The organism is Pseudacidovorax sp. DMC4 (genome assembly GCF_056314265.1).
Genome location: NZ_JBQUYR010000014.1, coordinates 73,341 through 99,115, shown reverse-complemented (window position 1 = coordinate 99,115; position 25,775 = coordinate 73,341). Strand labels below are relative to the sequence as shown.

The following is a 25,775-nucleotide window of genomic DNA, read 5'->3' as shown; positions in this document are numbered from 1 at the left end:
CGCCCATGTCCGAACCCGAACGCGTGTGGGTCAAGACCACGGAAGACGGCCGCAAGGTCGAAGTGATCGATGGCTGGGTCTGCCTGGACGGGGTGCGCGAGGCCGAGCACCTGGTCGAGATCCTCGACCACCCCAACCGGCAGGCCATCCTGCGTGCCGTGCCGGGTGCCACGCATGTGGCGGGCCGGCTGCCCCTGACCCACGAGCAGGCGGCCATCGCCCAGGGCGCGCTGCTGGCCGCGCAGCGGGTGTTCGATTCCAGCCCGGCCGGCATCACCCAGCGCATCAGCAAGGCCGTGTGGGCCAAGGCGCACGCCGAAGGCGTGGAGTGAGCCGTCCGTCCGGCACTGCCTGAGGCCCCACCATGATCTACGTCGTCGAACAGCCGGACGCCGGCGAGCCGCATGCCTGGTTTGCCTATGACGACGAGGACCTGGCCCGCAAGGTCGCTGCGACCGACACGCTGCAGCCCTGGGAGATCCACGACGTGCTCACGGCGCGCGAACTGCTGCAGGCGCATGGCCACGACGGGCCGGGCGAAGCGGCCCGCGCGGCGCTGCCCGCCATCTGCGGCCTGGGCGACGAGCATGGCTGGGACACCCCCCTGTACCGCGCCGATCACCTGCTGGGCCGCGGTGTGCTGCAGTCCGCGCCGGTGGCCGAGCGCGAGGCGCTGACGGCCGCCATCGCCGCACGCGGGGGCCGGCCCTGCATCTACTGGAGCGACACCGAGGCGGTGGCCGCCTTCGAGGGCCACGACCCGGGGCTGGCCGGCGATGCGCGCTGGTGGGCCCGGCGCGCCCTCTACCGGCAACTGGTCGAGCTGGAAATACTCGCCGACGACAACTGACCGGACACGGGCCATGAAGCTGCGCATCGAACGACCGCACGCCCAGCAGCTCGCCAGCGAGTTTCCCGAGCTGGCGATGCTGGCCGACCAGCTGCGCTTCGGCGCGCATGCCGAGATCGGCCTGGCCCAGCTCCACCCCGTGGCGCTCGATCGCCTGGGCGAGCTGTGGCAGACCGGCGGCGAGCACCAGCGGCGACGTGCCGTGCAGCTGCGCTGCCTGCGCGATGCACTGGAGGAGCCCGATGCGGAGCGCTTCACCGCCGACAGGCTTGAGCAGGTGGTGCCGGCGCTGGTGCGGCACATCGCCGCCGGTGCCCGGCGCGGCTGGCTTTTCAGCGCCGACACCGACAGCCGACCCCTGGCCTGGTGCCCGACCCGCATCGACTTCGTGCCCGCCAGCAACGACGAGACCGGCAAGGTCTTCGTCGAGATGAAGGCCAACGCGCGCGGCGGCCTCATCACCCAGACCCTGCGGCTGGCCGGCGCCGACGTCGAGGGCCGCACCATCGCCCGGATGCTGCTCGCGCGCGGCCTGATGCGCGAAACCCCGGCGCTGATGGATGCCTACGACGCCACGGCCGAACGCTACTTCGAGTGGCGCGGCGAGTACGGCAGCCAGTTCCTGGGCAGCGGCACCGGCTTCCACGCCGAGGACCCCACCGCCACCCATCGCGACAGCGACTGGCTGCGCAAGGACGTGATCGTGCTCAGCGCCCAGGGCCAGCCGGCCCGGCTGGTGAACGACGAAGGCGTGCTGCAGCAGCGCAACCCCACGCTGGAGGCGCCCGGCACGCTGCTGGCCGGCTACCTGGGCAAGGCCGCCAAGAGCAGCCAGTACGACGCCGAGGACGAGGTCAAGGCCCTGGCGGAGGAACTGCGCCGCGACCGGCCCGGGCTGTTCACCCAGCTGCCGGTGCATCCGCTGATGCTGATGTTCCACCTGGAGCTGCACCACCACCTCTGGGTGCATGTGGACGAACTGCAGCCCTATGCCTATCAGCCCGCCCTGAAGCACAAGCTGGTACTGCCGCCCGAACAGACCGACCTGATCGACATCCTCACCGCCGAGATGGACGTGCTGATGGACGACATCGTGGCCGGCAAGTCCGGCGGTACCACCGTGCTGTGCGCGGGCCCGCCGGGCGTGGGCAAGACCCTCACCGCCGAGGTCTATGCCGAGATCGTGCGCCGGCCGCTGTACCGGGTGCACTCGGGCCAGCTCGGCCTGAACGTCTCGACCATGGAGAGCGCCCTCAAGGAGGTGCTGCTGCGCGCCCAGCGCTGGGGCGCCGTGCTGCTGATCGACGAGGCCGACGTCTACATCAAGCGCCGCGACGACGACCTGGCCATGAACGCGGTGGTGGGCGTGTTCCTGCGCGTGCTGGAGTACTTCAGCGGCCTGCTGTTCCTGACCACCAACCGCATCGACGACATCGACGAGGCCATCGTCTCGCGCTGCATCGCGCTGATTCGCTACCACGCGCCGGACGAGGCGGCGCGGCTGCGCATCTGGCAGGTCATGGGCGAGCAGTTCGGCCTGGTGCTGGATGCCGCGCTGCTGCAGCGGCTGCCCGCGCTCTTTCCCGAGGCCACCGGCCGCGACATCAAGGGCCTGGCCAAGCTGGTCGCCAAGTACTGCGGCCACAAGGGTGTGCCGGCGACGGAGGAGGCCTTCCTGCGCTGCGCCATGTTCCGTGCGCTCACGCCGGCCGGCGCCTGATCGCCACAGCACCTTCTTCGAGGAACACCATGCTGCCTCACCTGCAATGCGACATCGTGCGCCAGTGCGCGGACGCCGTGGACCGGCTTACCTGCGAGATGCAGGACGAGGCGGAGCTCTTCGCCAGCCCCAACACCCTGCAGCATGTGGAGACTCATCTGCTGACGGTGGCCCAGACGCTGGCCCACCTGTCGCCGGCGCTGCAGGCGCGTCTCGCCTGGGTGGACTGGCGCGGCTGGCAGGCCCTGTGCGGCCTGCTCGAGGCCGACGCCCAGCCGCGCCGGGAGGCCGTGTGGTATGCCGTGCGCTCGCTGCTGCCGACCACGGTGCACCTGATCGAGCAGCTGCGGCGCATCGAGCCCGTGTGGTTCGAAAACGCGTACTGAGATCCTGGAACCTGCCATGAAACTGCGTCTGGGTGCCTTGTGCCTGTTCGAGAACCCCACCGGCGAGGACGGGCGGGCGCTGATCCGGCAGTTCGTGCTGGTGCGGGAGGCCGACCGGATGGGCTTCGACGACATCTGGCTGGCCGAGTGTGCGGACGATCCGGCGCATCCCAGCACGGCGGTCGAGGCGCTGGTGGGGCATCTGGCGGGCGTGACGTCCAAGGCCCGCATCGGCGCCGTGGTGCAGCCCTCGCGGCACGAGGCCGAGGCACTGGCGCAGAGCCTGGCGACGGCCTCGCTGCTCAGCCGGGGCCGGCTGGCGCTGGCGGCCGATGCGCGCGGCGCCCACACGGATGCGACGGCGTCGCTGGCTGCGCTGCAGGCCAGGCTGGCAGGGCAGGGTGGACTCCTGGTCCCGGCAGCCCCGGGCGTGCCGGTGCCGGCCTGGGCCGTGGTCGACAGTGCCGAGGCCGCGCGGCAGGCCGCCGCCCGCGGGCTGGGCCTGTGGCTGCCGGCCGAGCTGGACGAGGCGGCTGTGGAGGCACTGATCGGCGCCTTCCGCGAGGCGGGCGGATCGGCCGGCCCTGGCGTGCTGCTGGCACGCTTCGCCTGCCCCGCCGCCACGCGCGAGGCGGCGCTGGCCCTGGCACAGCCCTTCGCGCACTGGCGCGCCGGCGCCGACGCAGCCCCGGCGATGCTGGCGCGCAGCCTGGTCGGCAGCCATGCCGAGGTGGCGCAGGCGCTGCGTCACCTGGGCGAGCGCTTCGGCCTGCTGGGCGTGATCGTGGTGCCGATGAGCGCGGGCTTCGACGACGCCAAGCACATCCTGGCCGACATGGTCGACGAGGTCCGGCCGCTGCTGGACGATTGAGGGTCCGCTGACCATGACCCGGTCGCGCGCGTCCTCCGCGGTGGGGCAGCAGCTGATCCGCCTCGCGCTGGGTGCCGCCCAGAGCGCGGGCGCGGCGCCGGATGCGGAGGACCTCGCACTGATGGTGAGTGCCGTGCAGCGCGACGCCATCGAGCGGCTAACGCCCGAGCAGGCCGGCGCGGCCTTGCAGCGGGCGCTGCAGTCGCCCTACCCGGCGGGCTTCTTCCTGGCGCTGCGGGCCTGCGCCGGGCTCCGGCGCTTCCTGCCGGAGCTGGACGCGCTCTTCGGCGTGCCCCACCTGTCGGACGAGCCCCTGCCGGTGGACGTCGGCGAGCACCAGCTGCGCGCCCTGGCCCTGGCCGCACGGCGCCATGCACCGCTGGCGGTGCGTTTCGCGGTGCTGGCCCACAAGTTCGGCATGGCGGGCACGCCGCCGCACTGCTGGCCCAGCCATGTGGGCCACGAACTGCGCGGCCAGGCCCGGCTGCGGGACCTGGCCGGGCGCATGGCGCTGCCGCCCGAGGTGCTGGACCTGGCGGATCTGGCCATTGCCGAGGCCGATCGCGTGCACCGCGCCAGCGACATGCGCGCCGGTCCCATCGCCGAGCTGCTGGCACGGGTGGAGGCGGTGGAGCGGCCCGAGCGCTTCGAGCAGCTGCTGCAGGTGTGCATCTGCGACTTCTCGGCCTATGCCGGCCACGGTGAAGCCGACTACGCCAAGGCGCCGCGCATGCGGCGTGCGCTGGCCGCCTTCGCACGGGCGGGGGCCGATCCGCAGGCGCGTGCCCTGGCGGTGGCGCGCGCGCTGGGGGGATCGTCGGGTTCGCGCTGAGCGGCGCCCGGCGGGCGGAAGGCCGCCTGCCTAGAACTTGATCTGCCCCGACAGTGCCACCGTGCGCGGGCTGCCCAGGTAGTTGGCATTGAGCCAGTAGCGCTTGTCCGCCACGTTGGCCACGTTCAGCCGCAGCGTCAGCGGCAGCCCGGCCGCGCGCAGGGCGTAGCGAAGTCCCAGGTCGAAGGTGGCGAAGCCGGGCAGGCGCTGCGTGTTCGCCGCGTCGGCGTACTGCGGGCCGGTGTAGAAGGCGCCACCGGTAAGCGTCAGGCCGGGCACGCCGTCCAGGTCGTACTCGAGGTAGAGCTTGGCGGTGCGCTCGGCCACGTTCATGGGCGTCTTGCCTTCCAGTGCGGGCGATTGACGGTTCTCCTTGACCTTGGCGTCCAGCAGCGTCAGACCGCCCACCACGGTGAGGCCGCGCATCGGCTTGCCGGTGGCGGTGAACTCCAGGCCCTGGTGCACCTGCCGGCCGTCCTGCACATAGGTCACCGGGCCGCTGCCGCTCGCGTCGTAGTACTGCAGGCCCTTGTCGATCTTGAAGAGCGCCGCCGTCCACAGCACGTCGCGGGCTTCGGCCTTCAGGCCCATCTCGACTTGCTTGCTCTGGAGCGGCGCCATCACGGCGCCTGCGTTGCTCACCAGGCGGCCGTTGTAGGTGGCCGCGGCCACGCCGCCCTGTTCCAGGCTGCGCATGGTGCTGCCGTAGAGCGAGAGCCACGGCACGGGCTTGTAGATGAGCGCGGCCGTCGGCGTGACGCGGCTGTCGTCGTAGTGGCTGGTGCTGGCGCCGGTGGCGCCGTAGCCCGAGTCCAGGATGCCCGCCTGGTTCACGCCGATGAGGGCGGACCACTGGTCGCCCACGCGGATGTCGTCGCCCAGCAGCACATTGCGGCGCAGCGTGCGCTGGGCCAGGTACTTGCTGCCGGTGGGCGTGAGGCCCGGGTCGGGCAGGTAGACGGGCTGGCCGAAGCTCACCGGCATGCTCGTGAGGGTGGTCCAGCCGCCGGCGGACGAGCGGTAGTTGGTGGCGGTGGTGCGGTCGGCCGACCAGCCGGCGGTCAGGGTGTGCCGCACCGGCCCGGTGGCGAAGCGCCAGCCCGCATAGGCATAGGCGCCCTGGTTGAGGTAATCGGGGTACTCCCAGGCGCTGGTCTGCATCAGGTAGCGGCCGTCACCGCCGGCGATGAAGGTGTTGTTGGCCACCACCAGGTCGGAGCGGCTGGTGCGGCGAGCCAGGCCGGCACGCAGCACCACGCTGTCGCCCAGCTGCCAGCGCAGGCGGCTGGCCATATGGTCCTGCGCGGTGTCGGTCAGCGTGAAGGGCTGGCCGTAGAAGTTGCTGCGGGCCCGGTCGGCCGAGGGATAGCTGGCGCCCGTGGCGGCGCTCCAGTAGGCCTCGCTGCCGCGCATGCGGTAGACGCTGCGCGAGGCGTCGAACTGCAGCTGCAGCGTATCGCTCACGTTCCAGTCGAGCGCGCCGCTGGCAAGGCCGCGCCGGATCGACTGGTGGTCGGTGGCGGTGTCGCCGTCCTGGCCGACAACGTTGAGCCGGTAGGCCAGCTTGCCGCCGTCGTCGACGCGGCCGCCGAAGTCGCCGTGCAGATAGCCGTTGCGGCCTTCCGTCACGCCCGCCGTCACGCTGCGCAGGGGCTCGTAGGTGGGCCGCTTGAGCACGTAGTTGAGCGTGCCGCCCACGTTGCCCGCACCCCAGAGAAAGCCGGAGAGGCCGGTGAGCACCTCCAGCCGCTCCTTGTCCTCCATGTCGACGCTGACCATGTTGGTGTTGGGCATGCCGTCGATGCGCTTGGTGGCACCCAGGCTGAAGCCGCGCACCGTCACACCCGTGAAGAAGCGCGACTGCGGCGTGGTGAGCTGGGTGACGGGGTTGATGCGCAGCACATCGTCGGGCTTGGTGGCCTGCAGGTTCTCCATCAATGCCTGCGGCACCACGTGCACGGAGTAGGGCGTATCGAGCAGCGGTCGGGCGTCCAGCGGACCGATCTGTGCGGCGGTGCGCGCCCGGTAGCCGCTGGCGGCCGAGCCGTCCTGCTGCAGGTCGGGCACCCGTTGGTCCTCCACCTGCACCGCGGGCAACTGCGTATCGGCGGCGGCGGTGGTGGCGGCCTGGGCCCATGCCGGCAGGGGGCCGGCGAGCGCCACGGCCAGCGGCCAGGCGGTGCGGCGCGTGGAACGGGGGAGGGCGCGCTTGCGCCGCGGCGACGGGTGGCGGGAGGGCAGGGTAGGCACAGCCGGACTCCAGGAGGAGGAGATGCGCGGCTGGCAGCGGCTGGCTGGCGCGGGATGCGGGCCCGGAAGGGCGTCGCGGAAGGCGCGGATTATAGGAACGGGCCCGTGTGTCACATGCCGGCAGCGCGAATGTCGCGATTGCTTCAAACCTGCCACAGGCGGCGCTGAAGACAGGCGCGATTGCCGCTTCTGCGTTGGCTTTCCAACGCATTGCGGCTGGCACCGAATCTGCAATGAAGGCCTCACCCACGCCACGTGCAAGGAGCCTCCCGATGTCCCCCTCGCTCAAAGCCAAGATCGCCCAGGTGTTCGACGAGCCCGGCTGCGACAAGAACCAGGCCAAGGGCGCCAAGGAAAAGAAGAAGGGCTGCACCAAGCAGCTGTCGCCCGGCGCTGCGGCTGGCGGCTGCGCCTTCGATGGCGCCAAGATCGCGCTGCAGCCCATCGTGGACGTGGCGCACCTCGTGCACGGCCCCATCGCCTGCGAAGGCAACTCCTGGGACAACCGGCACAGCGCCAGCAGCGGCTCGCAGCTCTACCGCACCGGCTTCACCACCGACATCAACGAACTGGACGTGATCTACGGCGGCGAGAAGCGCCTGTTCAAGAGCGTGCGCGAGATCATCGAGAAGTACGACCCGCCCGCGGTCTTCGTCTACCAGACCTGCGTCACGGCGCTGATCGGCGACGACATCGAGGCCGTGTGCAAGCGCGCCAGCGAGAAGTTCGGCAAGCCGGTGATTCCGGTCAACTCGCCCGGCTTCGCGGGGCCCAAGAACCTGGGCAACAAGCTGGGCGGCGAGTCGGTGCTGGACTATGTGATCGGCACGCGCGAGCCCGAGTACACGACTCCCTACGACATCAACATCATCGGCGAGTACAACCTGGTGGGCGAGCTGTGGCAGACCAAGCCGCTGCTCGATGCGCTGGGCGTGCGCGTGCTCTCGTGCATCTCGGGCGACGGCCGCTACAACGAGATCGCCAGCAGCCACCGCGCCAAGGTGAACATGATGGTGTGCTCCAAGTCGATGATCAACATCGCCACCCGCATGGAGCAGCGCTGGGGCATCCCGTACTTCGAAGGCTCGTTCTACGGCATTTCCGACATGAGCGAGACGCTGCGCAACATCGCGCGGCTGCTGGTGCGCCAGGGGGCGCCCGAGGACCTGATCGAGCGCACCGAGCGGCTGATCGAGGTCGAGGAGGCCCGCGCCTGGAAGCGCATCGCCGCCTACCGCGAGCGCCTGGCGGGCAAGCGGGCACTGCTGATCACCGGCGGCGTGAAGTCGTGGTCGGTGGTGTCGGCCCTGCAGGAGGCGGGGATCGAGGTGGTGGGCACCAGCATCAAGAAGTCCACCAAGGAAGACAAGGAGAAGATCAAGGAGATCATGGGCGACGACGCCCACATGATCGACGACATGACGCCGCGGCAGATGTACACCATGCTGCGCGATGCCAAGGCCGACATCATGCTGTCGGGCGGACGCTCGCAGTTCGTGGCGCTCAAGGCCCGCATGCCCTGGCTGGACATCAACCAGGAGCGCTACTACCCCTATGGCGGCTACGAGGGCATGGTGGAGCTGGTGCACCAGGTGGACCGCGCGCTCTCCAACCCCGTGTGGCAGCAGGTGCGCATTCCGGCGCCCTGGGGCGACGACGGCGAGAGCCTGGGCGCGGTGGCGGCGGGCACGCCGGTGCCGGCGCCTGCGCCCATCCCGCCGCAGGCCCCGCAGCCTGCGGCCCTGGCCGACTGCATGCCTTTGCCGGGCCTGGCGTTCCTGGCCGACGTGGCGCGCAGCGCCATGGGCCTGACGCTCGACGAAATGCCCGCCTGAGGAGCCGCGCCATGGCCGAGGTCGTCGAGTCGAAGAAAGCCTGCGCGGTCAATCCGCTCAAGATGAGCCAGCCGCTGGGTGCGAGCTTCGCCTTCATGGGGCTGGATGCCTGCATGCCCGTGATGCACGGCTCGCAGGGCTGCACCTCCTTCGGGCTGGTGCTGCTGGTGCGGCACTTCAAGGAAGCCATTCCGCTGCAGACCACCGCGATGAACGAGGTGACCACCATCCTCGGCGGCTACGAGAACATCGAGTCCGCGCTGATGAACATCCACCAGCGCGCGGCGCCGCGCATCATCGCCATCTGCTCCACCGGCCTCACCGAGACCAAGGGCGACGACGTGGAGGGCTTCCTCGCCATCGTGCGCCAGCGCAAGCCCGAGCTGGCGGACACCGAGATCGTCTACGTCTCCACGCCCGACTACGTGGGCGCCTTCGAGGACGGCTACCGCCACGCCGTCGCCGGCATCGTGCGGGCGATGGTCAAGCCGCTGCCCACGGTGGCCGCGCAGCTCACGCTGCTGCCGGGCAGCCACCTGTCGCCGGCGGACATCGACGAGCTGCGCGAGATCGTCGAGGCCTTCGGCCTCACGGCCGTGGTGCTGCCCGACATCTCGGGTTCGCTCGACGGGCACATCGCGCCCGACTGGCGCGGCACCACGCTGGGCGGCACGACGGTGGAAGAGATCCGCGCCGCGGGCGCCTCGGCCTTCACGCTGGCGGTGGGCGAGCAGATGCGCGATGCCGCCAAGGCGCTGCAGGACATCGCCGGCACGCCCTTCGAGGTCTACGAGCGACTCACGGGTCTGGCCTGCAACGACCGCCTGATGCAGCGGCTGGCGCAGCTCAGCGGACGTCCCGTGCCGGCCAAGTACCGCCGCCAGCGCAGCCAGCTGCTGGACGCGATGCTCGACGGCCACTTCTATACCGGCGGCACCAAGGTGGCGATCGGCGCCGAGCCCGACCTGCTGCTCGCCGTGGGCAGTCTGCTGCACGAGATGGGCGCCGAGCTGAAGGTGTGCGTCAGCACCACGCCCTCGGCCGCGCACGCGCTGCTGCCGGCCGCGCAGGTGGTGATCGGCGACCTGGAGGACATGGAGCGCGCTGCGGCCGAGGCGGGCTGCGAGCTGCTGGTCACGCACTCGCATGGCCGGCAGATGGCCGAGCGGCTGGGCAAGCCCTTCTTCCGAGTGGGCTTTCCGGTGTTCGACCGCATCGGCAACTCGCACCGCCGCTATGTGGGCTACCGCGGCACGATGAACCTGATCTTCGAGATCGCCAACCTGATGATCGAGCAGATCCCGCACCACCACGAAGGCGACTGGCCGCTCACGCCCGAGGCCCTGCGCGCGGCGCAGCCCGTGCCGCAGGCGGAGGCCGGCTGCGGCACGGGCTGCGGCTGCGGCGACCACGCGGCCGTGGCCGCCGCCAGCGCCTGAGCGACCTCTTTTCCACGCCACGGAGTCCCCATGAAGATCGCATTCGCCACCCAGGACAAGGTCCATGTCGACGCCCATTTCGGCTGGGCCAAGGCCATCGTCGTGTACGAGGTCACGCCCCAGGGCCACCGCTTCGTCGAAAGCTTCGACTTCGGCGGCAAGCTGGAGGAAGACGGCGACGAGGACAAGCTCGCCCCCAAGCTGGACGCCATCCGCGACTGCGCCATCCTGTATGTGGCGGCGATCGGCGGCTCGGGCGCGGCGCGGGTGGTGGCGCTGAAGATCCATCCGATCAAGGTGCCGCAGCCCGAACCCATCGCGCAGATCCTGGACAAGCTGCAGGACGTGCTCAAGGGCACGCCGCCGCCCTGGCTGCGCAAGGCACTGGCCAAGGACGGCGGCAGTGCGTTCGATTTCGAGGACGAAGAGGAAGCCCACCCCCATGGCTGAAGAAGCAACCCTGGCCGCCGCCCCGGCGGCCGACGACAACGACGCGGCGCACCTGGCGTCGCCCTTCGTGCAGCAGCTCATCAAGCAGCTGCGCGCCCAGGACACCCACGGCACCTGGGAGGGCAAGAGCGACCTGCAGCTGCTCAAGCCCTACATCCTCACGCCCGAGGAGCGGCGTGCCATTCCGATCATGGGCGACCCCGACCCCGAGACGCTGTGGCACCTGGAGCTGTTCTACAACGCCATTGCCGTGGCCATCGAGCGCGAGACGAAGCAGATGGTCTCGCCCATGATGAAGATGAGCCACGAGGGCTTCGGCCGCATGGTGCTCATCGCCGGGCGGCTGGTGGTGGTCAACAAGCAGCTGCGCGACGTGCACCGCTTCGGCTTTCCGTCGCTGGCCAAGCTGGCGGAAGCCGGCGGCAAGTTCCTGGACGAGGCCGTCCAGATGATCCGCACCTACCCGGACGTTGCCAACTACGGAGCATGAAATAGACCCACCCCCGTTTCTTGCTCACTTCGTGTAGCCGAATCCCCCCTCAAGGGGGCGCGCCCGGTGGCCCGGCAAAGCCGGTTCCACGGGCGCCCGAGCACAGTGCTTGACGTGTGCCACCAAGTACCCAGGAGCCGCCGAATGTCTGAAACAGCAGAAGAACTGAAAGCCCGCCTCAAGAAGCTCAACGCCCAGGCCGTGCAGGCCAAGATGGACCTGCATGACCTGTCGGAAGAGCTGCCGAACAACTGGGAGCGCATCCTGGAGGTGGCCCAGCGCTGCCACGAGGCCCATGCCGCGCTGATGGCCGCCCGGAAGGCCTCTGCCGCCGCAGCGGCCTGACGACGCACGCCCCGCCAGCCCCGAGCCAGCCATGACCACCTTCAACGTCACCCTGCCCAGCGGCGCCACCTGGACGCCCACCTTCGTCGCCGAACTGGACGAAGACAAGTGCATCGGCTGCGGCCGCTGCTTCAAGGTCTGCCCGCGCGGCGTGCTCGAGCTCGTCGGCCTGGATGACGAGGGCGAGCACATCGCCCTCTCCGGCGACGACGACGAGGACGACGAGTACGAGCGCAAGGTGATGACCATCGCCCACCAGGAGCTGTGCATCGGCTGCACGGCCTGCGCCAAGATCTGCCCCAAGAAGTGCTACACGCACGCCGCGGCGCAGGTGTAGGGGCTGCCCGGCCATGAATGCCCAGGCCCTGCATCCCCGCGCCCTGCTGCTGGCCTGTGCCCCGCAGCGCGGCGAGCCGGCCAGCCTGGCGCTGGCCGGTGTCATCGGCGCGGCCTTCGCGGACCATGGCACGCAATGGTTGCCCCTCGCGGGCCTGCCGGCCGCGGCCACGCGCGCGGTGATGGACCGCCGCTTTCCCGGCGCCGACCTGGCGCTCGGGCTGGACTGGCTGGCGCTCGACGGCGCCGACCGCGCCGAGCCGCGTCAGGACGAGGTGGACGACCTCGTGGCGCTGCTGCTCGACCACCTGTCTCCCGCGGCTGGCCCGCCCGAGGACGGACCGGCCGTCGCCCATGCGCTGGCCTGCGCCAGCCTGGGCGGCAACCACCTGTGGCAGGACCTGTTCCTGCCCTCGCGTCGCGAACTCTCGGCGCTGATCGGCGGCTGGTTCCCCGCGCTCGCGGCCCGCAACACGGGCGACATGAAGTGGAAGAAGTTCTTCTACAAGCAGCTGTGCGAGCGCGAGCAGGTCTTCGTCTGCAAGTCGCCCAGTTGCGGCGTGTGCAGCGACCATGGCCTGTGCTTCGGGCCGGAGGACGGCCGGGCGCGGATCTGACGCGCCGGGCACGCGGCTTGCACTAGGACGGCTAACGCGATGTAGTGAACTACATAACACGTCGCCTGTCCTGACAAAACCGACGAAGCCGCCATGTCCGCCTTCCAATCCGCCCAACCTGTGTCCCGTGGCGCCCGCTGGGTGCCCTGCGACCGGGCCTGTTATCTCACGCTCCACTGGCCGGCCGGCGATTCGCCGGGGGCCGGGGCGGCCTTTGCCGAGGCACCGTGCCTGCCGCTGCTGCCCCAGCCGGCGCACCGGCTGCTGGCCCAGTGCAGCGAGGAGGGCCTGCGCCGGCTGGTGCACCTGCACATGCAGCGGCTGTGCCGCACGCCGCTCTTCGCCCGCGCGGGCCGGTGCGCCGGCTGTGTGGAGCAGCGTGTGGCCGACTTCGTGGTCGAGTCCTGCGGCGGGCCGCTCTTCTACAGCGGCTGGCACGCGCGGCTGCGCGCCGGCTCGGGCCTGCCGCTGCTGCTGGACGAGGAGGGCCGCGAGCTCTGGCTGGTGCAGCTCTGGCATGCCTTCGACGACGCCGGCTGGACGCCCGGCCTGCGGGCCGACTTCTGGCGCTGGGCCGAGCCCCTGTCGGTGCACCTGATGGCGCCGCGCAGCCGCCATGCGGGCCTGACCCGCTATCCCTACGACACCGTGCGCAGCTGGTTCCTGGAAGCGGCGCCCGCAGCAGGAGGCGGGCGATGAGCGCCCTTCCGCCAAGCACGAACCCGGCTCCCGCCACAGGCACCGCCACCGCGCCTGCGGGCTCGCGCTACGGCGTCTTCCTCAACGTGGAAGACCCCGACGGCGACCCGCGCGATGCCCTGGCGCAGACCCTGCTCACCGGCGAGCTGGCCGAAGCCCTGGGCTTTCATTCCGTCTGGGTGGCCGAGCATCACCACAGCCGCTTCGCCATCGGCAGCGCGCTCATGGTGCTGCTGGCCCAACTGGCGGCGCGCACGCGGCGTATCCGCCTGGGCACGGGCGCCGCGCTGCTGCCGCTGAACGACCCGGTGCGCGTGGCCGAGGACATGGCCGCACTGGACCTGCTCAGCGGCGGGCGCATGGAATTCGGCGTGGCGCGCGGCGGGCCCTTTCCGGCCCAGTACCGGCATGCGGGCGTGCCGTCGGAAGCCGAGGCGCGCGAACGCATGCTGGAGGCGCTGGCTTTCATCCGCCGCCTGTGGCGCGAGGACGCCGTCGATTTCGACGGGCGCCATTACCGCAGCCGCGGCCTGTCGGTGCATCCGCGTCCGCTGCAGCAGCCGGTGCCCGTATGGCTGGCCAGCCTGAGCCCCGAGGCGCTGCGCCTGGCGGCGCAGGAGGGCCATGGCCTGATGGCCACGCCCTCGGCCGACCTGGCCAAGGTGGCGGCGGCCATCGCGCCCGAGCGCGGCGCCCGGCCGCAGAACTGGCGTTTTGCCATCGCCCGCTTCTTTCACTGCGAGCCCGACCATGACCGGGCCGTCGCGCACGGTGTGGCCGCCGTGCGCGCCTATCCGCAGTTGATGGGCGTGGAATTCGGGGCGCAGGGCAGGCCGCCGATGTTCCGGCCCGATGCCGACGACGACACCATCCTGGCCAATGCCGTGATCGGCGATCCGGCCCATTGCGTCGCCCGGCTGCGCCTGTTGAAGGCGCAGCTCGGTCCCCACCTGCTGCTGCTCAAGCCGGCCGTGCACGCGCCAGCGGCGGCCCGCGAGGCCCTGTCGCTGTTCATGCAAGCCGTGGCGCCCGCGGTGTGACGGGCTTCACAACGCTGGCGCGTATATTGCACCCTGGTCGTTATGTACTGAACTACGTAGCAAATGTCGCAAAGCCCACCGTCCGCTCTGTCGGATCTGGCCCAAAGCCTCCAGGCCACCGACTGGCATCCCCTGCTGCTCTCGCTCAAGGTGGCGGGGGTGGCGACCGTCCTGGCGCTGGTGGTGGGCACGGCGCTGGGCTGGCTGTTCGCCCGTCGGCGCTTCGCCGGCAGCAGCCTGCTGGAGGCGATCTGCATCCTGCCCCTGGTGCTGCCGCCCACGGTGATCGGCTACGCCATCCTCGTTCTGGCCGGACGGCGCAGCGTGGTCGGCGGCTGGCTGTACGAGTACTTCGGCTACACGATCGTCTTCAACTGGCATGGCGCCGTCGTGGCCTCGGCGGTGGTCGCCCTGCCGCTGGTGCTCAAGTCGGCCAGCGCCGCCTTCGGTGGCGTAGACCGCAGCCTGGAAGCCGCGGCCCGCACGCTGCGGCAGTCGGCCTGGAGCAGCTTCGTGCGCGTGACGCTACCGCTGGCCTGGCCCGGCATCCTGGCCGGCACGCTGCTGGCCTTCGCCCGGGCCATGGGCGAGTTCGGCGCCTCGCTGATGGTGGCGGGCTCCATCCCCGGCAAGACCCAGACCCTGTCCATGGCCATCTACGACGCCGTCCAGGCCGGCGAGGACCGCATGGCGCTGCTGCTGGTGCTGGTCACCTCGGTGCTGTCGGTGGCGCTGCTGGTCGTGTCCAACCGCTTCCTGTCGCTGCGTTGAGCGGCCCCGCACGCCGACCACATCCCCATTCATCGTCTTTGTCGAGTCTGTCGCATCTGTTGAAAAGGAGTCTGACCATGTCCCGTCCCTTGTCCCTGGCCCGCTTTACCCGTCGAGGGCTCGCCGTGCTGGCCCTGGCAGCGCTGCCGGCGCTGGCCGCGGCCCAGCAGCTCACGGTCTCGGCCGCAGCCAGCCTGACCAATGCCTTCAAGGAACTCGGGCCCCGGTTCGAGGCCAGCCATCCGGGCGCGAAGCTGGTCTTCAACTTCGCGGCCTCGGGCACGCTGATCCAGCAGATCGCGCAGGGCGCGCCAGTGGATGTCTTCGCCAGTGCCGACCAGGCCACGGTGACGCAGGGCATCGAGAAGAAACTCTTCGACGCCGACAGCAAGCGGGACTTCGCCCTCAACACCGTGGTGGCCGTGGTACCCGCGCAGGGCGGACCGGCCCTGACCTCGGCCAAGGACCTGACCGGCGCCGCCGTCAAGCGCATCGCCATCGGCAAGACCGCCACCGTGCCGGTGGGCCGCTACACCAAGGAATCGCTGGATGCGGCCGGCCTGTGGACCACGCTGGAGCCCAAGTTCGTCTACGCCGACAGCGTGCGCCAGGTGCTCGACTATGTGGCGCGCGGCGAGGTCGATGCCGGCTTCGTCTACCGCACCGACGCCGCCATCGGCGGCGACAAGGTGAAGATCGCCTTCACCGCCACCGGCCACACGCCGGTGAGCTATCCCATCGTGGTGGTGAGCGAAAGCCGCCAGAAGGCGCTGGCGAAGGCGTTCATCCAGTTCCTGTCGACGCCGCCCGCGATGGAGGTGCTGAACAAGTACGGCTTCGGCCAGCCCTCCTGATGGCGTTGATCGATGTCGACCTGCAACTGGCCGTGAGCGACGGCCAGCGCCGCTTCGCGCTGCACACGTGCTTTCGCAGCCAGGCGCGCATGGTGGCGCTGTACGGCCCCTCGGGCGCGGGCAAGTCGCTCACGCTGCAGGCGGTGGCCGGCCTGCTGCGGCCCGAGCGCGGCCATGTGTGCATCGGCGGGCGTACGCTCTTCGATGCCGAGGCGGGCATCGACCTGCCGACGCAGCAGCGCCGCGTGGGCTACCTGTTCCAGCACTACGCGCTGTTCCCGCACCTGAGCGTGCGGCAGAACATCGGCTTCGGCCTGACCACCTGGTGGCGCCGCCGGCTGGATGCGCGCGCGGCACGGCGTGTGGATGAACTGCTGGCCAGCTTCGGCCTGGAGGCCATGGCCGATGCACGTCCATCGGCGTTGTCCGGCGGCCAGCAGCAGCGCGTGGCCCTGGCCCGCGCCCTGGCCTGCGAGCCCCAGGTGCTGCTGCTCGACGAGCCCTTCGCCGCCCTCAATCCCATGTTGCGCCACGACCTCCGGCAGGAACTGGCCGCCGTCTGCGCCCGCTGGCAACTGCCCGTGCTGATGATCACGCACGACGTCGACGACGTGCTGGCGCTGGCGGAGGAGGCGGTGCTCATCGAGCAGGGCCGGGCCGTGCGGCAGGTGGACGTGGCGCGGGGCACCGGCGTCGAGCTGGAGCTGCTCGGCGCCCCTGCGCGCGCGGCCGAGCCGCCGCAGGCCGCCGCCGTGCGCCGCCTGCTGGGAGCCGCCCATGGCTGACGCCACGCTGCTGCATGGCGAGTTGCGCCTGGCCGGGCGGCTGGACGCGCGCTTCTTCGCGCTGCTCGAAGCCATCGACAGCACCGGCTCCATCAACCGCGCGGCCCGCACCGCGGGCTACAGCTACAAGGGCGCGTGGCTGTTGCTGGAGACGGCCTCCAACCTGGCCAACGAGCCGCTGCTGGCGCGCGCCACTGGCGGCAAAGGCGGCGGCGGCTCGCAGCTTACGCCGGCTGGCCATTCGCTGCTGGCCGCTTGGCGTGGCCTGCAGAGCGCCCATGCCGACTTCCTGCGCGAGCAGGAAGCCCTGCTCATCCAACAGCCGGCCCTCGCCGGCCTTCTCCGGAGAATCGCCATGAAGACCACCGCCCGCAACCAGTTCGCCGGCACCGTCAGCGCCGTCGAGGCCGGCCCCGTCACCACCCAACTGACCATCGCCCTGGCCGGCGGCCAGGAGATCGTCGCCACCATGACCAGCGCCGCGGCCACGCGGCTGCAGGCGGCCGTGGGCAAGGAGGCGATCGCGCTCGTCAAGTCCTCGGCCGTGGTGCTGGTGACCGACTTCGCCGGCTACCAGCTCTCGGCACGCAACCAGTTCGCCGGCACCGTCTCGCGCGTGGAGCGCGGCGCCGTCTCCTCGCTCGTGGGCCTGACGCTGCCCGGCGGCGCGGTAATCACGGCCAGCGTCACCAACGATGCCATCGATGCCCTCGGCATCGCGGTGGGGCAGGCGGCCACGGCCGTGGTGAAGGCGTATTCGGTGATGGTGGCGATGCGGGCCTGATGGCCGGCGAGGGCTATTGGCCGGCTTCGGTTTGCCATCCGGCAAATGGATGCTGGCATCCGAGATAACGATAGGTCACATTCTTCGGAGTCCTGTCGGCTCAGGCGGGACCCTTGCCGTCAACCATTGGCAGCGGCCTGGGCGGCGCCGAGCGCCTGACTGGACGGCTGCTGCTACGGCATTCATCTGAACTGTCCGAATGCAACTCATGGCATCTCCGAAACGCACGATCGAACTCCTGGACGAACTTCAGCGCGAAGGCTTCAACGACCAGGCTTTTGGCCTCCTGCATCACTTCCGGGTGACCCGTCAGCAGATGGATACCATCGAAAAGCACAGGAAGTACTGTCTTCAGCGGGAGAGACTGCACGCGGGAGGTACCAATGAAAAGGTCCAGAAGCGGCTGCAGCTTGTGTTGAACGCCTATCGTGCCGGTCCATTTCGCGGTGGCGCGGCCGTCTTCGAGCTTCTTGCGGAGGCAGCCGTCAGGGAAATACCGCTCGACCAATCGGAAGGTGAATGAGCCCGGCGTCCCGGCGTACGCGAACAGCATTCGGCTGCATGCAGCCGCTTGATCGCCTTTGGATTCCCGTTCGGGGGCTCCTGCTGGCCCGTTCCAGGTCAGTGGTGCCTGGAGCGATGTGGGGTCGGTCGGCTGTCTGATCACTCATCAATCGCTGAACTTAATCGCCAGATCTGCGGCGCCACTAACCGCTACCACCGCGATGGCGGCGCGCAGCTCCAGGTCTGGCGCGTACTCGGCCGCGAGGCGGCTGGCGCCGATTGACGAGGTTAAGCTCTGCGACTTGCCCGTGATGATCACCTCGTCGGCAATACGGCCCGGGCGCCGCCGAGGCGCTGATAGTCGGAGGCGACGACCGAGAGGCCCTGCCGAAGCCAGCGGGCACGGCTCCGGCCGGTGCTCAGCTCTGCTTTTGGGGCTCGCTCGCCTTGGCGTGCGCGGCCTTGGCCTGCAGCCGGTACTGCGCGATCTCCGACAGTCGCAGCCCCTCGGGCAGCGCCGGCCGGTACTTGCCATTGCCCACGCGCTGGGCGTGGTAGATGCCGGTGTGGCCGGAACTGAGGTAGCTGGCCAGGCAGCCGATGGCCGCCAGTGGGCCGATGGCCGGCCCGAAGAGTTCCACCGCCATCACGATCGTCGCCACCGGCGTGTTGGCCGCGCCCGCGAACACCGCCACGAAGCCGATGCCCGCCAGCATCGACACCGGCATGTGCAGAAGCGGCGCCAGCGCATTGCCCAGCGTGGCGCCGATGTAGAACAGCGGCGTCACCTCGCCGCCCTTGAAGCCGGTGCCCAGCGAGACGATGGTGAAGGCCATCTTGCCCAGGAAGTCCCACGGTGGCAGCGGACCCTCGAAGGCCGCCACGATGGTCGGAATGCCCAGGCCGATGTAGCGGTGCGCGTCCAGTGCCCACACCGCGACCGCCACCACCATGCCGCCCGCGAAGGGGCGCAGCGGCGGGTAGGCGATGCAGCGCCGCACCCAGCCGCCCAGCCGGTGCGTGGCCACGGCGAACGCCCGGCCGACGAGGCCGAAGGCGATGCCCGCCAGCGTGACCGCCAGCACGCTCCACAGCGTCACCGGCGCCACGCTGCCGACCACGTAATGCGTGTGGTGCACACCCCAGGCCTGGCCGACCTGGTCGGCCACGATGGCCGCCACGGTGCACGGAAAGAGCGCGTCGTAGCGCATGCGACCGATGGCCAGCACCTCCAGGCCGAAGAGGGCGCCCGCCAGCGGCGTGCCGAACACCGACGAGAAGCCGGCCGCGATGCCCGCCATCAGCAGGATGCGCCGGTCCTCGTTGTCCAGCCGGAACAGGCGCGTCAGCTGGTCGGCCAGCGCACCGCCCATCTGCACCGCGGTGCCTTCGCGCCCCACCGAGGCGCCGAACAGGTGCGACACCACCGTGCCGCCCAGCACCAGCGGCGCCATGCGCAGCGGCACGGTCTTCTGGGGGTCGTGGATCTCGTCGATGATGAGGTTGTTGCCCGCCTCGACCTGCTTGCCCAGGCGCCAGTAGATCCAGCCCACGGCCGCGCCGGCCAAGGGCAACAGCCAGATGATGGCCGGATGCGTCTCTCGCCATCGCGTGGCGGCGTCCAGTGCGAAGAGGAAAAAGGCGGAGGCCGAGCCGGCCAGCGCGGCCACCAGGCTGGCCAGGGGCAGCCACTTGGCGACCGAGCGCAGCAGGGCGAGCTGCTCGAAGCGGGAATGTCGGGTCATGTCGTCGATGCGAAGGAAAGGGACCTGACCCAGCCGTCGAGTGCGGACGCGAACGCCTACAGCTTCCCGACGAGGTCAGGGGCATGTAGGCATCATCAGCCGCGGCAGGCGCCACGGCGGTTCATGGAGGAATGCCATCTCCAGGGCCGCCGATCATAGCGTTGGGTCGGGCCCGTTGCGCCAATTGAAACAAAGCGTTAATAATTCCTTTGGTTTCATTTCCTGGTGCGCCGCCCACTCCGGGTGCGCCGTGCACCTCACGACCCTCCGCCACCATGTGCCTGTGTCCGTCCGTCCCCCACTGGTCCATCGCCGGGGGACCGGTGCGTCCGGCCGGGTGGCAGGCTCATGGGGGCGGCCGCATCGCATGACGAGCCGCTGGCAGCATTGGTGGCGCTCGTTGACTGGCCGCGCCGACGCGCCCGGCGTGCCCGCGCCCGCCCCGCGCCGCACGGCGACCGCGCCTGCGCCGCTGGCACCCGAGTTCGAATGGCGCGAGGTGGAGGCCGGCCCCGACGCCGCACTCCAGGCCTACGCGCCGCCGCCCACGGGCGGCCTGCCCGAGCAGTTGGCCAGCTTCCAGCTCACCGCCGCCGACGCGCTGCTGGAGGAGCAGGCACGTCGCGTGCGCACGGTGCTGCGCGAGATCCCGCCGCCGCCGCGCGCGTTGCAGCAGCTGGTGTCGCCCGACTTCGTGTCGCGCGCCGGCGCCTCGGAGCTGGCGGCGCTGGTGATGGGCGAGCCGCTGGTGGCCGCCAAGGTGATGGCGGCCGTCAACTCGCCGCTCTACGGCGTACGCCAGCCAGTGGCCAGCGTGAGCCAGGCCATCACCTTCCTGGGGCTGACCACGGTGCGCAACATCTGCCTGCGGCACATGCTGGGCATGTCCTTCAACAGCGGCTCGCCCTTCGGCCGCCGGGTGCTGGACACGCTGGATGCCTCGGGCGGCCTGGCGGGCGCGCTGTGCCTGCGCCTGGCACCGCGCCTGCAGCTGGAGGATCCCGGCGCGCTGGCCACCGGCGTCGTGATCTCCTTCGTGGGCCACCTGGCCGCGACCACCTTCCAGCACGCGAGCCGCGCGCCCGACGACGCGGTGGCGCCCGGCGCGCTGTTGCCGCGCCTGCGGCTTCAGCAGGCCCATTGGGGCGTGTCGGCCGGCGCCCTCGGGCAGCTGCTGATGCGCGAATGGAAGCTGCCCGCCCACCTGGCGGCGGATGCCTGGGCGCTCGAATCGGTGCTGGTCACGCCGCTGGAGGCGGCGCCGCCAGCGCGCGCACCCGCCCTTGCGCTCGGCTACCTCTGCGCCCGCATCGGCGAGCGCCTGGCCTGCGGCCAGTTCCTCGGGCCGCAGGAGCTGGACGCCGTGTTCGACAGCGACCCGGACTTCCACCATGTGCGCAGCTACCTGGGCCTGCCGGCGTTGGCGCCTTTGCCCGCCCTGCTGCGGGAAGAGCGGACTCTGGAGGGCCTGCGCGTCTGACGCGCCGACGCCCGCTGCTCAGCCGAAGACGCGCAAGGCGTGCAGCCCGAGGCCGCGGGCCACGCTCGATTCCCGGTCGCCGCGCACCACGCGTGCCCCGGGCACCACCTGGGCGATCCGTTCGGTGAGCGCGCGCAGGCCAGTGGAGCCCCCGGTGAAGTAGAGCGTGCGCACGTCCTGCGCCGTCACGCCGGCCTGGGCCAGCGTCTCGACGGCGGCGTCGGCGATGCGCTGCAGGTCGGCGTCCAGCGCGCCGAGCGCGGTGGCGGCGTCCAGCGGCGTGGCCAGGCCGGGCTCGATCAGGTCCAGCCCCAGCGTGGTGGCGCCGCCCTCGGCCACGGCGATCTTGGCGGCCTCGGCGCGCGCCAGCAGCGCGTGGCCCAGGCGGGCCTGCACCACATGCATCAGGCGGGCGTGCAGCCGCGCGTCGGCATAGAAGCTGCGCATGCGCTGCAGCTCGAGCACGCGATTGGTGGCGTAGACGCCGTTGATCAGGTGCCAGGTCGCAAGGTCGAAGTACACCGCGTTGGGCACTTCGCGCGGGCGCTCGCCCGGACGGGCCGGGCCCAGCGCCCGGTAGCCGCACAGCGGCAGGATCGCGGCCAGGTCCAGCCGGCGGTCGAAGTCGGTGCCGGCCACGTGCACGCCGTGGTTGGCCAGGATGTCGTCCTTGCGATCGAGGCGCTCGCGCCGCTGCGGCCCCACGCGCACCAGCGAGAAGTCGGAGGTACCGCCGCCGATGTCGGCCACCAGAACGAGCTCTTCCTGCGAGACCGACTGCTCGTGGTCAAGCGCGGCGGCGATGGGCTCGAACTGGAAGTGGACCTCGGCAAAGCCCACCTCGCGCGCCGCGGCCTCCAGCGAGGCCTGGGCCTTGGCGTCGCGCGCGGGGTCCTCGTCGACGAAGTGCACGGGACGGCCGAGCACCACGCGCGCCAGCGGCCCGCCGGCGGTCTGTTCGCCGAGGTGGCGCAGGTGCCGCAGGTAGTCGCCGATCACGTCGAGGTAGCGCACCGAGCGACCTTCGCCCACTTCGGTGGACTGCTCGGCCAGGCCCGAGCCCAGGATGCTCTTCATCGAGCGCATCAGCCGACCCTCGCGGCCTTCCACATAGGCGGCCAGGGCGGCCCGGCCATGCAGCTGGCGCGGCGGCTCGTGGCCTTCGAGGTCTTCGACGTCGTAGAAGACGGTGGTCGGCATGGTGGGCCGCCCGTCCTCCACCAGCACCAGCCGCGCGCTGCCGTCGGCCTGGGGCAGGGCGATGGCGGAGTTGGAGGTGCCGAAGTCGATGGCGCAGCAGGACGGAGCGGTCATGGCAGGGGCGGGCAAAGGGCGCGGATTCTAGGGGGTGCGCCTTTTGTGGCCGTGGGTCGATGGGCTGAGCAAGTGCTGGGCCGGGTGATCGATCGCTGACTCTGGTGATCGACCGTTGACTCGGGTGATCAATCGCTGGTTCGGGTGATCGACCGGCGTGTCGCTAACCCGGCAGAGGACGCCGGCATGCGCGCTCCCGGTGCACGCTCGCGCTGACCGGCTTGCCTCACCACACAGGCGCTCGCTCTCCACCGACGTGCTTGGGGCACTGCACGGCGCCGCGAATGGCACCTCCGCACGCACACCGGCATCCTCCGCCTCGACGCTGCGCGCGAGCCCTCCCGGTTTCAAGCCTTGGCCCTTTGGGTCCTTTGGGCTTGGGCTTGGGCTTGGGCTTGGGCTTGGGCTTGGGGTCCTTCAGTCGCTTCGGGCGTTGGGTCGTTGGGGCCCTGGAGGTAATGCCGGCCAGTCGACCCCACCCCGTTCGGGCTGAGACTGTCGAAGCCTCGGCCCTGTGGGCAGCACGCGGGCGGGTCAAGCGGCGCCGGGCATTTGCGCCGCGCGCCGCCCTGCCCTTCGATAAGCTCAGGGCGAACGGAGTGGGGACCCGGGCGGCAGAACCCGGCCGTTCGGGCGCAGCGTCGAGGCGGAGGGTGCCGGTGTGCGTGCGGAGGTGCCATTCGCGGCGCCGTGCAGTGCAGAAGGCGCGTCGGTGGAGAGCGGGCACCCGCCCGGTGCAGCAAGCCGGTCGGCGCGAGCGTGCACCGGGAGCGCGCATGCCGGTGCCCTCTGCCGGGTCACCGTCCCATGACTTGCGCATGGAGACCGCACCCGTGCAGGAGCCTTCGAAGCGCTCAGGAGCGCATGAGCCAAACAGCCAATCAGCTCAACAGCTCAACAGCTCAACAACCCGGCGCGACCGACGCAGCCGGACTCAAAGGTCCTGCAGCCCCATCGCCGGATCGCTCACCGACGGCGCGCCGGTCTCCACGCGGCCTGCGAAGCGGCGGTAGAAGCTCGGATCGGCACTGCTGGTGACCGCGAAGTCGTACCAGCGGCCACTGCCCGACAGGTCCCAGTGCTGCTCGGCGCTGGCACCCGCGGCCACCGTCGCCGTCCACGGCCCGTCGTTGCGATAGGCCTTGGCGCGGATGGTGAAACTGCACGCACCGCTGCCGCCGTTGAGCATCTTCAGGTACACGTTGCCATTGGCCACGTCGTAGCACACGCGCAGCTCCGGGTTGGCCGCGCCGCCCGCGCGCAGCGCGTTCAGGTCGCCGCGGAAGTGGCGGTGATAACCGTTGGGGCCGAGCACCCACAGGTCGTACAGGCCCGCGTTGTCGGTGGCGACGGCCCAACTGTCCTCCAGCTGCTTGCCAGGTTCCACCATGTAGCGGCGCGGCAGGCGGTCCAGGTTGAGCTTGTCGTAGACATGGAACACCGCCGCCTGCTTGCCCGTGTTGCTGAAGATCAGCCGCACGGTGCCCGCCGATGCATCCACGCGCGCGCTGGTGTGCAGCTCGTAGGGCAGGGCGCGCGAGGGCCGCGTGCCGGTGGCCTGGCGCGGCAGCTGCTGCGTGGTGGGCGGCACGATCTGGGCCAGCGCTTGCTGCTGGGCGCGAAGCTGGTCCGCCTCGGCCTGGGTCTTGCGGCCGGCCAGCGTGGGCAGGGCCTCGTTGTTGGGGTTCGCGAAGTTGAAGGCGCTGGTCAGGTCACCGCACACCGCACGCCGGTAGGCGCTGATGTTGGGCTCCATCACGCCGAAGCGCTGCTCCAGGAAGCGCAGCACCGAGGTGTGGTCGAAGACCTGCGAGTTGACCCAGCCACCACGGCTCCACGGCGAGATCACGTACATGGGCACGCGGATGCCGGGGCCGTAGACCTTGCCGTCCGGCACCGGCTGGCCGGGCGAAGCCACCGGATGCGTGAAGCGCTCGAAGGCGACGTCGGCCTCGGGCAGCGTGGTCTTGCCCGCAAAGGTTCCGTCGCCGTTAGGCGAGGGGGCCGAGGGCGAGGGCACATGGTCGAAGTACCCGTCGTTCTCGTCGAAGTTGACGAAGAGCACCGTCTTGCTCCACACCTCGGGCACGGCGGTGAGCGCGTCCAGCACCTCCTGGATGTACCAGGCGCCCTGCACCGGGCTCGAGGGGCCGGGGTGCTCGGAATAGGTGGCCGGTGCCACGATCCACGACACCTGCGGCAGCTTGCCGTTCTTGATGTCCTGCTTGAAGGTCCCCAGCAGGCCGCCGTCGGGCATGGTGTTGGCGATGCCCTTGTAGAGCGGGTTGCCCGCGTTGTCGCTGGCCGGGTCGTAGGCCGGCGAGGCGGCGTCGTTGCTCACCGGCTTGCCCGAGGCCTCGTTGGCCTTGCGGTACTGCACGAAGCCGGCCAGCGGGTTGTCGGTGAAGTTGTCGGGCATGAACTGGTAGACCATCCAGCTCACCTTGGCCGCTTCCAGCCGCTCGGGATAGGTCTTCCAGTTGTAGCCCTGGGTCGAAGGGCCGATGTCGTCCCACACGTTCACCACCGAGGCCACGTTGGCGCCGGTGGGGCCGTTGGTGCCGGTCCACAGGAACATGCGGTTGGAGTTGGTGCCCGTGTGCATCGCGCAGTGGTAGGCGTCGCAGATGGTGAAGGCATTGGCCAGCGCGAACTGGAAGGGCAGCTCCGCCTCCTTGTAGTAGCTCATGGAGGCCGTGTTCTTGTAGCGCGGCCACTGGTACATGCGCCCGCCGTCCCAGGCGTTCTGGCCGTCGGTCCAGGAGTGCGGCGTGCCGCTCACCCGCTGGGCGTTGCCCTTGCTGCCGTCCAGGTAGTAGGGCAGCACCGGCTTGCCGTTGGCATCGGACTGCTGCCACACGTTCAGGCCCTTGGGCAGCGGAATGGTGAAGCGGTCGCCGAAGCCGCGCACGCCCATCAGCGTGCCGAAGTAGTTGTCGAAGGAGCGGTTCTCCTGCATCAGGATGACCACGTGCTCGACGTCCTTGATGGTGCCGGTGACGTTGTTGGCCGGAATGGCCAGGGCCTTGCGGATGCTGGGCGGAAAGGCCGCCAGCGTGGCGGCGGCGATGCCCGAGGTGGCCGAGGCCTGGAGGAATTTGCGACGGGAATTCATGGTGTGGGTGTCGTCGTGGTTCTGCGTGGGGCGGCGGGCTCAGGGTGCGCAGCGCATGTCGGGTGCCTTGCTGCCGTCGCCGGTGGCGGGCGGCGTGGTGCCGGTGTTGCCGTTGCCGGCACCCGGCGTGCTGCCGCCGACGGCGGGCACGAAGCCGCTGCCGCCACCGCTGCCGCCGCAGGCGGACAGGGCGGCGCAGGTGGCCAGCACGACGAGGCCGGTGCGCAGGGAGAGGAGGGTGTGGGACATGGTGGGTTGCTCGT

The 25,775-nt window shown here is 70.6% G+C and carries 27 protein-coding genes and 1 riboswitch; of the genes, 21 read left to right on the top strand and 6 right to left on the bottom strand.

The genetic code is table 11. The features are described from left to right. The first annotated feature begins 5 nt into the window (after nucleotides 1–5). From ACT54X_RS23120 to ACT54X_RS23095, 6 genes are read left to right on the top strand one after another with little or no spacing between them, the layout of a single operon-like run. On the top strand, nucleotides 6–332 hold the full coding sequence (locus ACT54X_RS23120; protein WP_476348831.1) for a hypothetical protein: 327 nt from the start codon (nucleotides 6–8) through the stop codon (nucleotides 330–332). Nucleotides 333–364: 32 nt separating this feature from the next. After that, on the top strand, nucleotides 365–850 hold the full coding sequence (locus ACT54X_RS23115; protein ID WP_476348829.1) for a hypothetical protein: 486 nt from the start codon (nucleotides 365–367) through the stop codon (nucleotides 848–850). Nucleotides 851–863: 13 nt separating this feature from the next. Further along, nucleotides 864–2,570, top strand: a complete 1,707-nt coding sequence (locus ACT54X_RS23110; RefSeq protein WP_476348827.1) for an AAA family ATPase — start codon at nucleotides 864–866, stop codon at nucleotides 2,568–2,570. Nucleotides 2,571–2,599: 29 nt separating this feature from the next. Further along, the gene (locus tag ACT54X_RS23105) at nucleotides 2,600–2,956 is read left to right on the top strand and encodes a hypothetical protein (RefSeq protein WP_354319918.1); all 357 of its coding nucleotides are present in this window, start codon (nucleotides 2,600–2,602) and stop codon (nucleotides 2,954–2,956) included. A 16-nt stretch (nucleotides 2,957–2,972) separates the two neighbouring features. Further along, complete coding sequence (locus ACT54X_RS23100; protein ID WP_476348825.1) at nucleotides 2,973–3,827, top strand: LLM class flavin-dependent oxidoreductase; 855 nt, start codon at nucleotides 2,973–2,975, stop codon at nucleotides 3,825–3,827. 13 nt (nucleotides 3,828–3,840) lie between these two features. Beyond that, nucleotides 3,841–4,659, top strand: a complete 819-nt coding sequence (locus ACT54X_RS23095; protein WP_476348823.1) for a hypothetical protein — start codon at nucleotides 3,841–3,843, stop codon at nucleotides 4,657–4,659. Nucleotides 4,660–4,689: 30 nt separating this feature from the next. Here ACT54X_RS23095 and ACT54X_RS23090 read toward each other — a convergent pair whose 3' ends face one another. Continuing rightward, nucleotides 4,690–6,909: a TonB-dependent receptor gene (locus tag ACT54X_RS23090; protein WP_476348821.1), complete on the bottom strand. Its 2,220-nt coding sequence runs from the start codon at nucleotides 6,907–6,909 to the stop codon at nucleotides 4,690–4,692. 272 nt (nucleotides 6,910–7,181) lie between these two features. Between ACT54X_RS23090 and nifE the strand changes: the two genes are divergently transcribed. The 14 genes from nifE (at nucleotide 7,182) to ACT54X_RS23020 (ending at nucleotide 17,877) form a co-directional block, all read left to right on the top strand. Further along, entirely contained in the window at nucleotides 7,182–8,744 is a 1,563-nt protein-coding gene (nifE, locus tag ACT54X_RS23085; protein ID WP_476348819.1) for a nitrogenase iron-molybdenum cofactor biosynthesis protein NifE, read from the top strand. 11 nt (nucleotides 8,745–8,755) lie between these two features. Beyond that, nucleotides 8,756–10,183 (top strand): nitrogenase iron-molybdenum cofactor biosynthesis protein NifN, encoded by a 1,428-nt coding sequence (nifN, locus tag ACT54X_RS23080; RefSeq protein WP_476348817.1) that lies wholly within the window; start codon nucleotides 8,756–8,758, stop codon nucleotides 10,181–10,183. Between the two features lie 30 nt (nucleotides 10,184–10,213). Then, complete coding sequence (gene nifX, locus ACT54X_RS23075; protein WP_476348815.1) at nucleotides 10,214–10,633, top strand: nitrogen fixation protein NifX; 420 nt, start codon at nucleotides 10,214–10,216, stop codon at nucleotides 10,631–10,633. Beyond that, the gene (locus ACT54X_RS23070) at nucleotides 10,626–11,123 is read left to right on the top strand and encodes a NifX-associated nitrogen fixation protein (protein WP_294368650.1); all 498 of its coding nucleotides are present in this window, start codon (nucleotides 10,626–10,628) and stop codon (nucleotides 11,121–11,123) included. The genes nifX and ACT54X_RS23070 overlap by 8 nt, the downstream gene beginning before the upstream one ends. Nucleotides 11,124–11,267: 144 nt before the next feature. Further along, nucleotides 11,268–11,468: a CCE_0567 family metalloprotein gene (locus tag ACT54X_RS23065; RefSeq protein WP_476348813.1), complete on the top strand. Its 201-nt coding sequence runs from the start codon at nucleotides 11,268–11,270 to the stop codon at nucleotides 11,466–11,468. A 31-nt stretch (nucleotides 11,469–11,499) separates the two neighbouring features. After that, a complete protein-coding gene (gene fdxB / locus ACT54X_RS23060) occupies nucleotides 11,500–11,805 on the top strand; it encodes a ferredoxin III, nif-specific (RefSeq protein WP_294368645.1) in 306 nt (101 codons plus the stop codon). A gap of 28 nt (nucleotides 11,806–11,833) precedes the next feature. Next, nucleotides 11,834–12,421 (top strand): nitrogen fixation protein NifQ, encoded by a 588-nt coding sequence (locus tag ACT54X_RS23055; protein ID WP_476348933.1) that lies wholly within the window; start codon nucleotides 11,834–11,836, stop codon nucleotides 12,419–12,421. Between the two features lie 93 nt (nucleotides 12,422–12,514). Further along, nucleotides 12,515–13,120 carry a globin family protein gene (locus ACT54X_RS23050; protein ID WP_476348811.1) on the top strand — a complete coding sequence of 202 codons (606 nt, stop codon included), beginning with the start codon at nucleotides 12,515–12,517 and terminating at the stop codon, nucleotides 13,118–13,120. Then, nucleotides 13,117–14,160 (top strand): LLM class flavin-dependent oxidoreductase, encoded by a 1,044-nt coding sequence (locus ACT54X_RS23045; protein WP_476348809.1) that lies wholly within the window; start codon nucleotides 13,117–13,119, stop codon nucleotides 14,158–14,160. The genes ACT54X_RS23050 and ACT54X_RS23045 overlap by 4 nt, the downstream gene beginning before the upstream one ends. Nucleotides 14,161–14,223: 63 nt before the next feature. Next, nucleotides 14,224–14,931, top strand: coding sequence for a molybdate ABC transporter permease subunit (modB, locus tag ACT54X_RS23040; RefSeq protein ID WP_476348807.1), 708 nt, complete (start codon nucleotides 14,224–14,226; stop codon nucleotides 14,929–14,931). Nucleotides 14,932–15,008: 77 nt separating this feature from the next. After that, a complete protein-coding gene (gene modA, locus ACT54X_RS23035; RefSeq protein ID WP_354319930.1) occupies nucleotides 15,009–15,785 on the top strand; it encodes a molybdate ABC transporter substrate-binding protein in 777 nt (258 codons plus the stop codon). Beyond that, nucleotides 15,785–16,570, top strand: coding sequence for a sulfate/molybdate ABC transporter ATP-binding protein (locus ACT54X_RS23030; protein WP_476348804.1), 786 nt, complete (start codon nucleotides 15,785–15,787; stop codon nucleotides 16,568–16,570). Before modA ends, ACT54X_RS23030 begins: the two co-directional genes overlap by 1 nt. Then, on the top strand, nucleotides 16,563–17,354 hold the full coding sequence (locus ACT54X_RS23025; RefSeq protein ID WP_294368628.1) for a TOBE domain-containing protein: 792 nt from the start codon (nucleotides 16,563–16,565) through the stop codon (nucleotides 17,352–17,354). The genes ACT54X_RS23030 and ACT54X_RS23025 overlap by 8 nt, the downstream gene beginning before the upstream one ends. A gap of 199 nt (nucleotides 17,355–17,553) precedes the next feature. Beyond that, on the top strand, nucleotides 17,554–17,877 hold the full coding sequence (locus tag ACT54X_RS23020; RefSeq protein ID WP_294368625.1) for a hypothetical protein: 324 nt from the start codon (nucleotides 17,554–17,556) through the stop codon (nucleotides 17,875–17,877). A gap of 147 nt (nucleotides 17,878–18,024) precedes the next feature. On the opposite strand, the gene ACT54X_RS23015 is transcribed toward ACT54X_RS23020, so the two are convergent. Together ACT54X_RS23015 and ACT54X_RS23010 are read right to left on the bottom strand one after the other, a co-directional pair. After that, nucleotides 18,025–18,177, bottom strand: coding sequence for a hypothetical protein (locus ACT54X_RS23015; RefSeq protein ID WP_294368623.1), 153 nt, complete (start codon nucleotides 18,175–18,177; stop codon nucleotides 18,025–18,027). A gap of 100 nt (nucleotides 18,178–18,277) precedes the next feature. Beyond that, entirely contained in the window at nucleotides 18,278–19,603 is a 1,326-nt protein-coding gene (locus ACT54X_RS23010; RefSeq protein WP_294368621.1) for a voltage-gated chloride channel family protein, read from the bottom strand. Nucleotides 19,604–19,682: 79 nt separating this feature from the next. After that, a riboswitch (Fluoride riboswitch) is annotated at nucleotides 19,683–19,754 on the bottom strand. Nucleotides 19,755–19,970: 216 nt separating this feature from the next. Here ACT54X_RS23010 and ACT54X_RS23005 point away from each other — a divergent pair. Then, nucleotides 19,971–21,083 carry an HDOD domain-containing protein gene (locus ACT54X_RS23005; protein WP_354319933.1) on the top strand — a complete coding sequence of 371 codons (1,113 nt, stop codon included), beginning with the start codon at nucleotides 19,971–19,973 and terminating at the stop codon, nucleotides 21,081–21,083. Nucleotides 21,084–21,101: 18 nt separating this feature from the next. Here the strand turns inward: ACT54X_RS23005 and ACT54X_RS23000 are convergent, their stop codons facing one another. The 3 genes from ACT54X_RS23000 to ACT54X_RS22990 all read right to left on the bottom strand — a co-directional run bounded on the left by ACT54X_RS23000 (nucleotide 21,102) and on the right by ACT54X_RS22990 (nucleotide 25,761). Next, nucleotides 21,102–22,397 (bottom strand): Hsp70 family protein, encoded by a 1,296-nt coding sequence (locus ACT54X_RS23000; protein ID WP_476348801.1) that lies wholly within the window; start codon nucleotides 22,395–22,397, stop codon nucleotides 21,102–21,104. 934 nt (nucleotides 22,398–23,331) lie between these two features. Next, nucleotides 23,332–25,512 carry a phosphocholine-specific phospholipase C gene (locus tag ACT54X_RS22995; RefSeq protein ID WP_476348799.1) on the bottom strand — a complete coding sequence of 727 codons (2,181 nt, stop codon included), beginning with the start codon at nucleotides 25,510–25,512 and terminating at the stop codon, nucleotides 23,332–23,334. A gap of 39 nt (nucleotides 25,513–25,551) precedes the next feature. Then, nucleotides 25,552–25,761 (bottom strand): hypothetical protein, encoded by a 210-nt coding sequence (locus tag ACT54X_RS22990; RefSeq protein ID WP_476348797.1) that lies wholly within the window; start codon nucleotides 25,759–25,761, stop codon nucleotides 25,552–25,554. Between the last annotated feature and the right edge of the window lie 14 nt (nucleotides 25,762–25,775).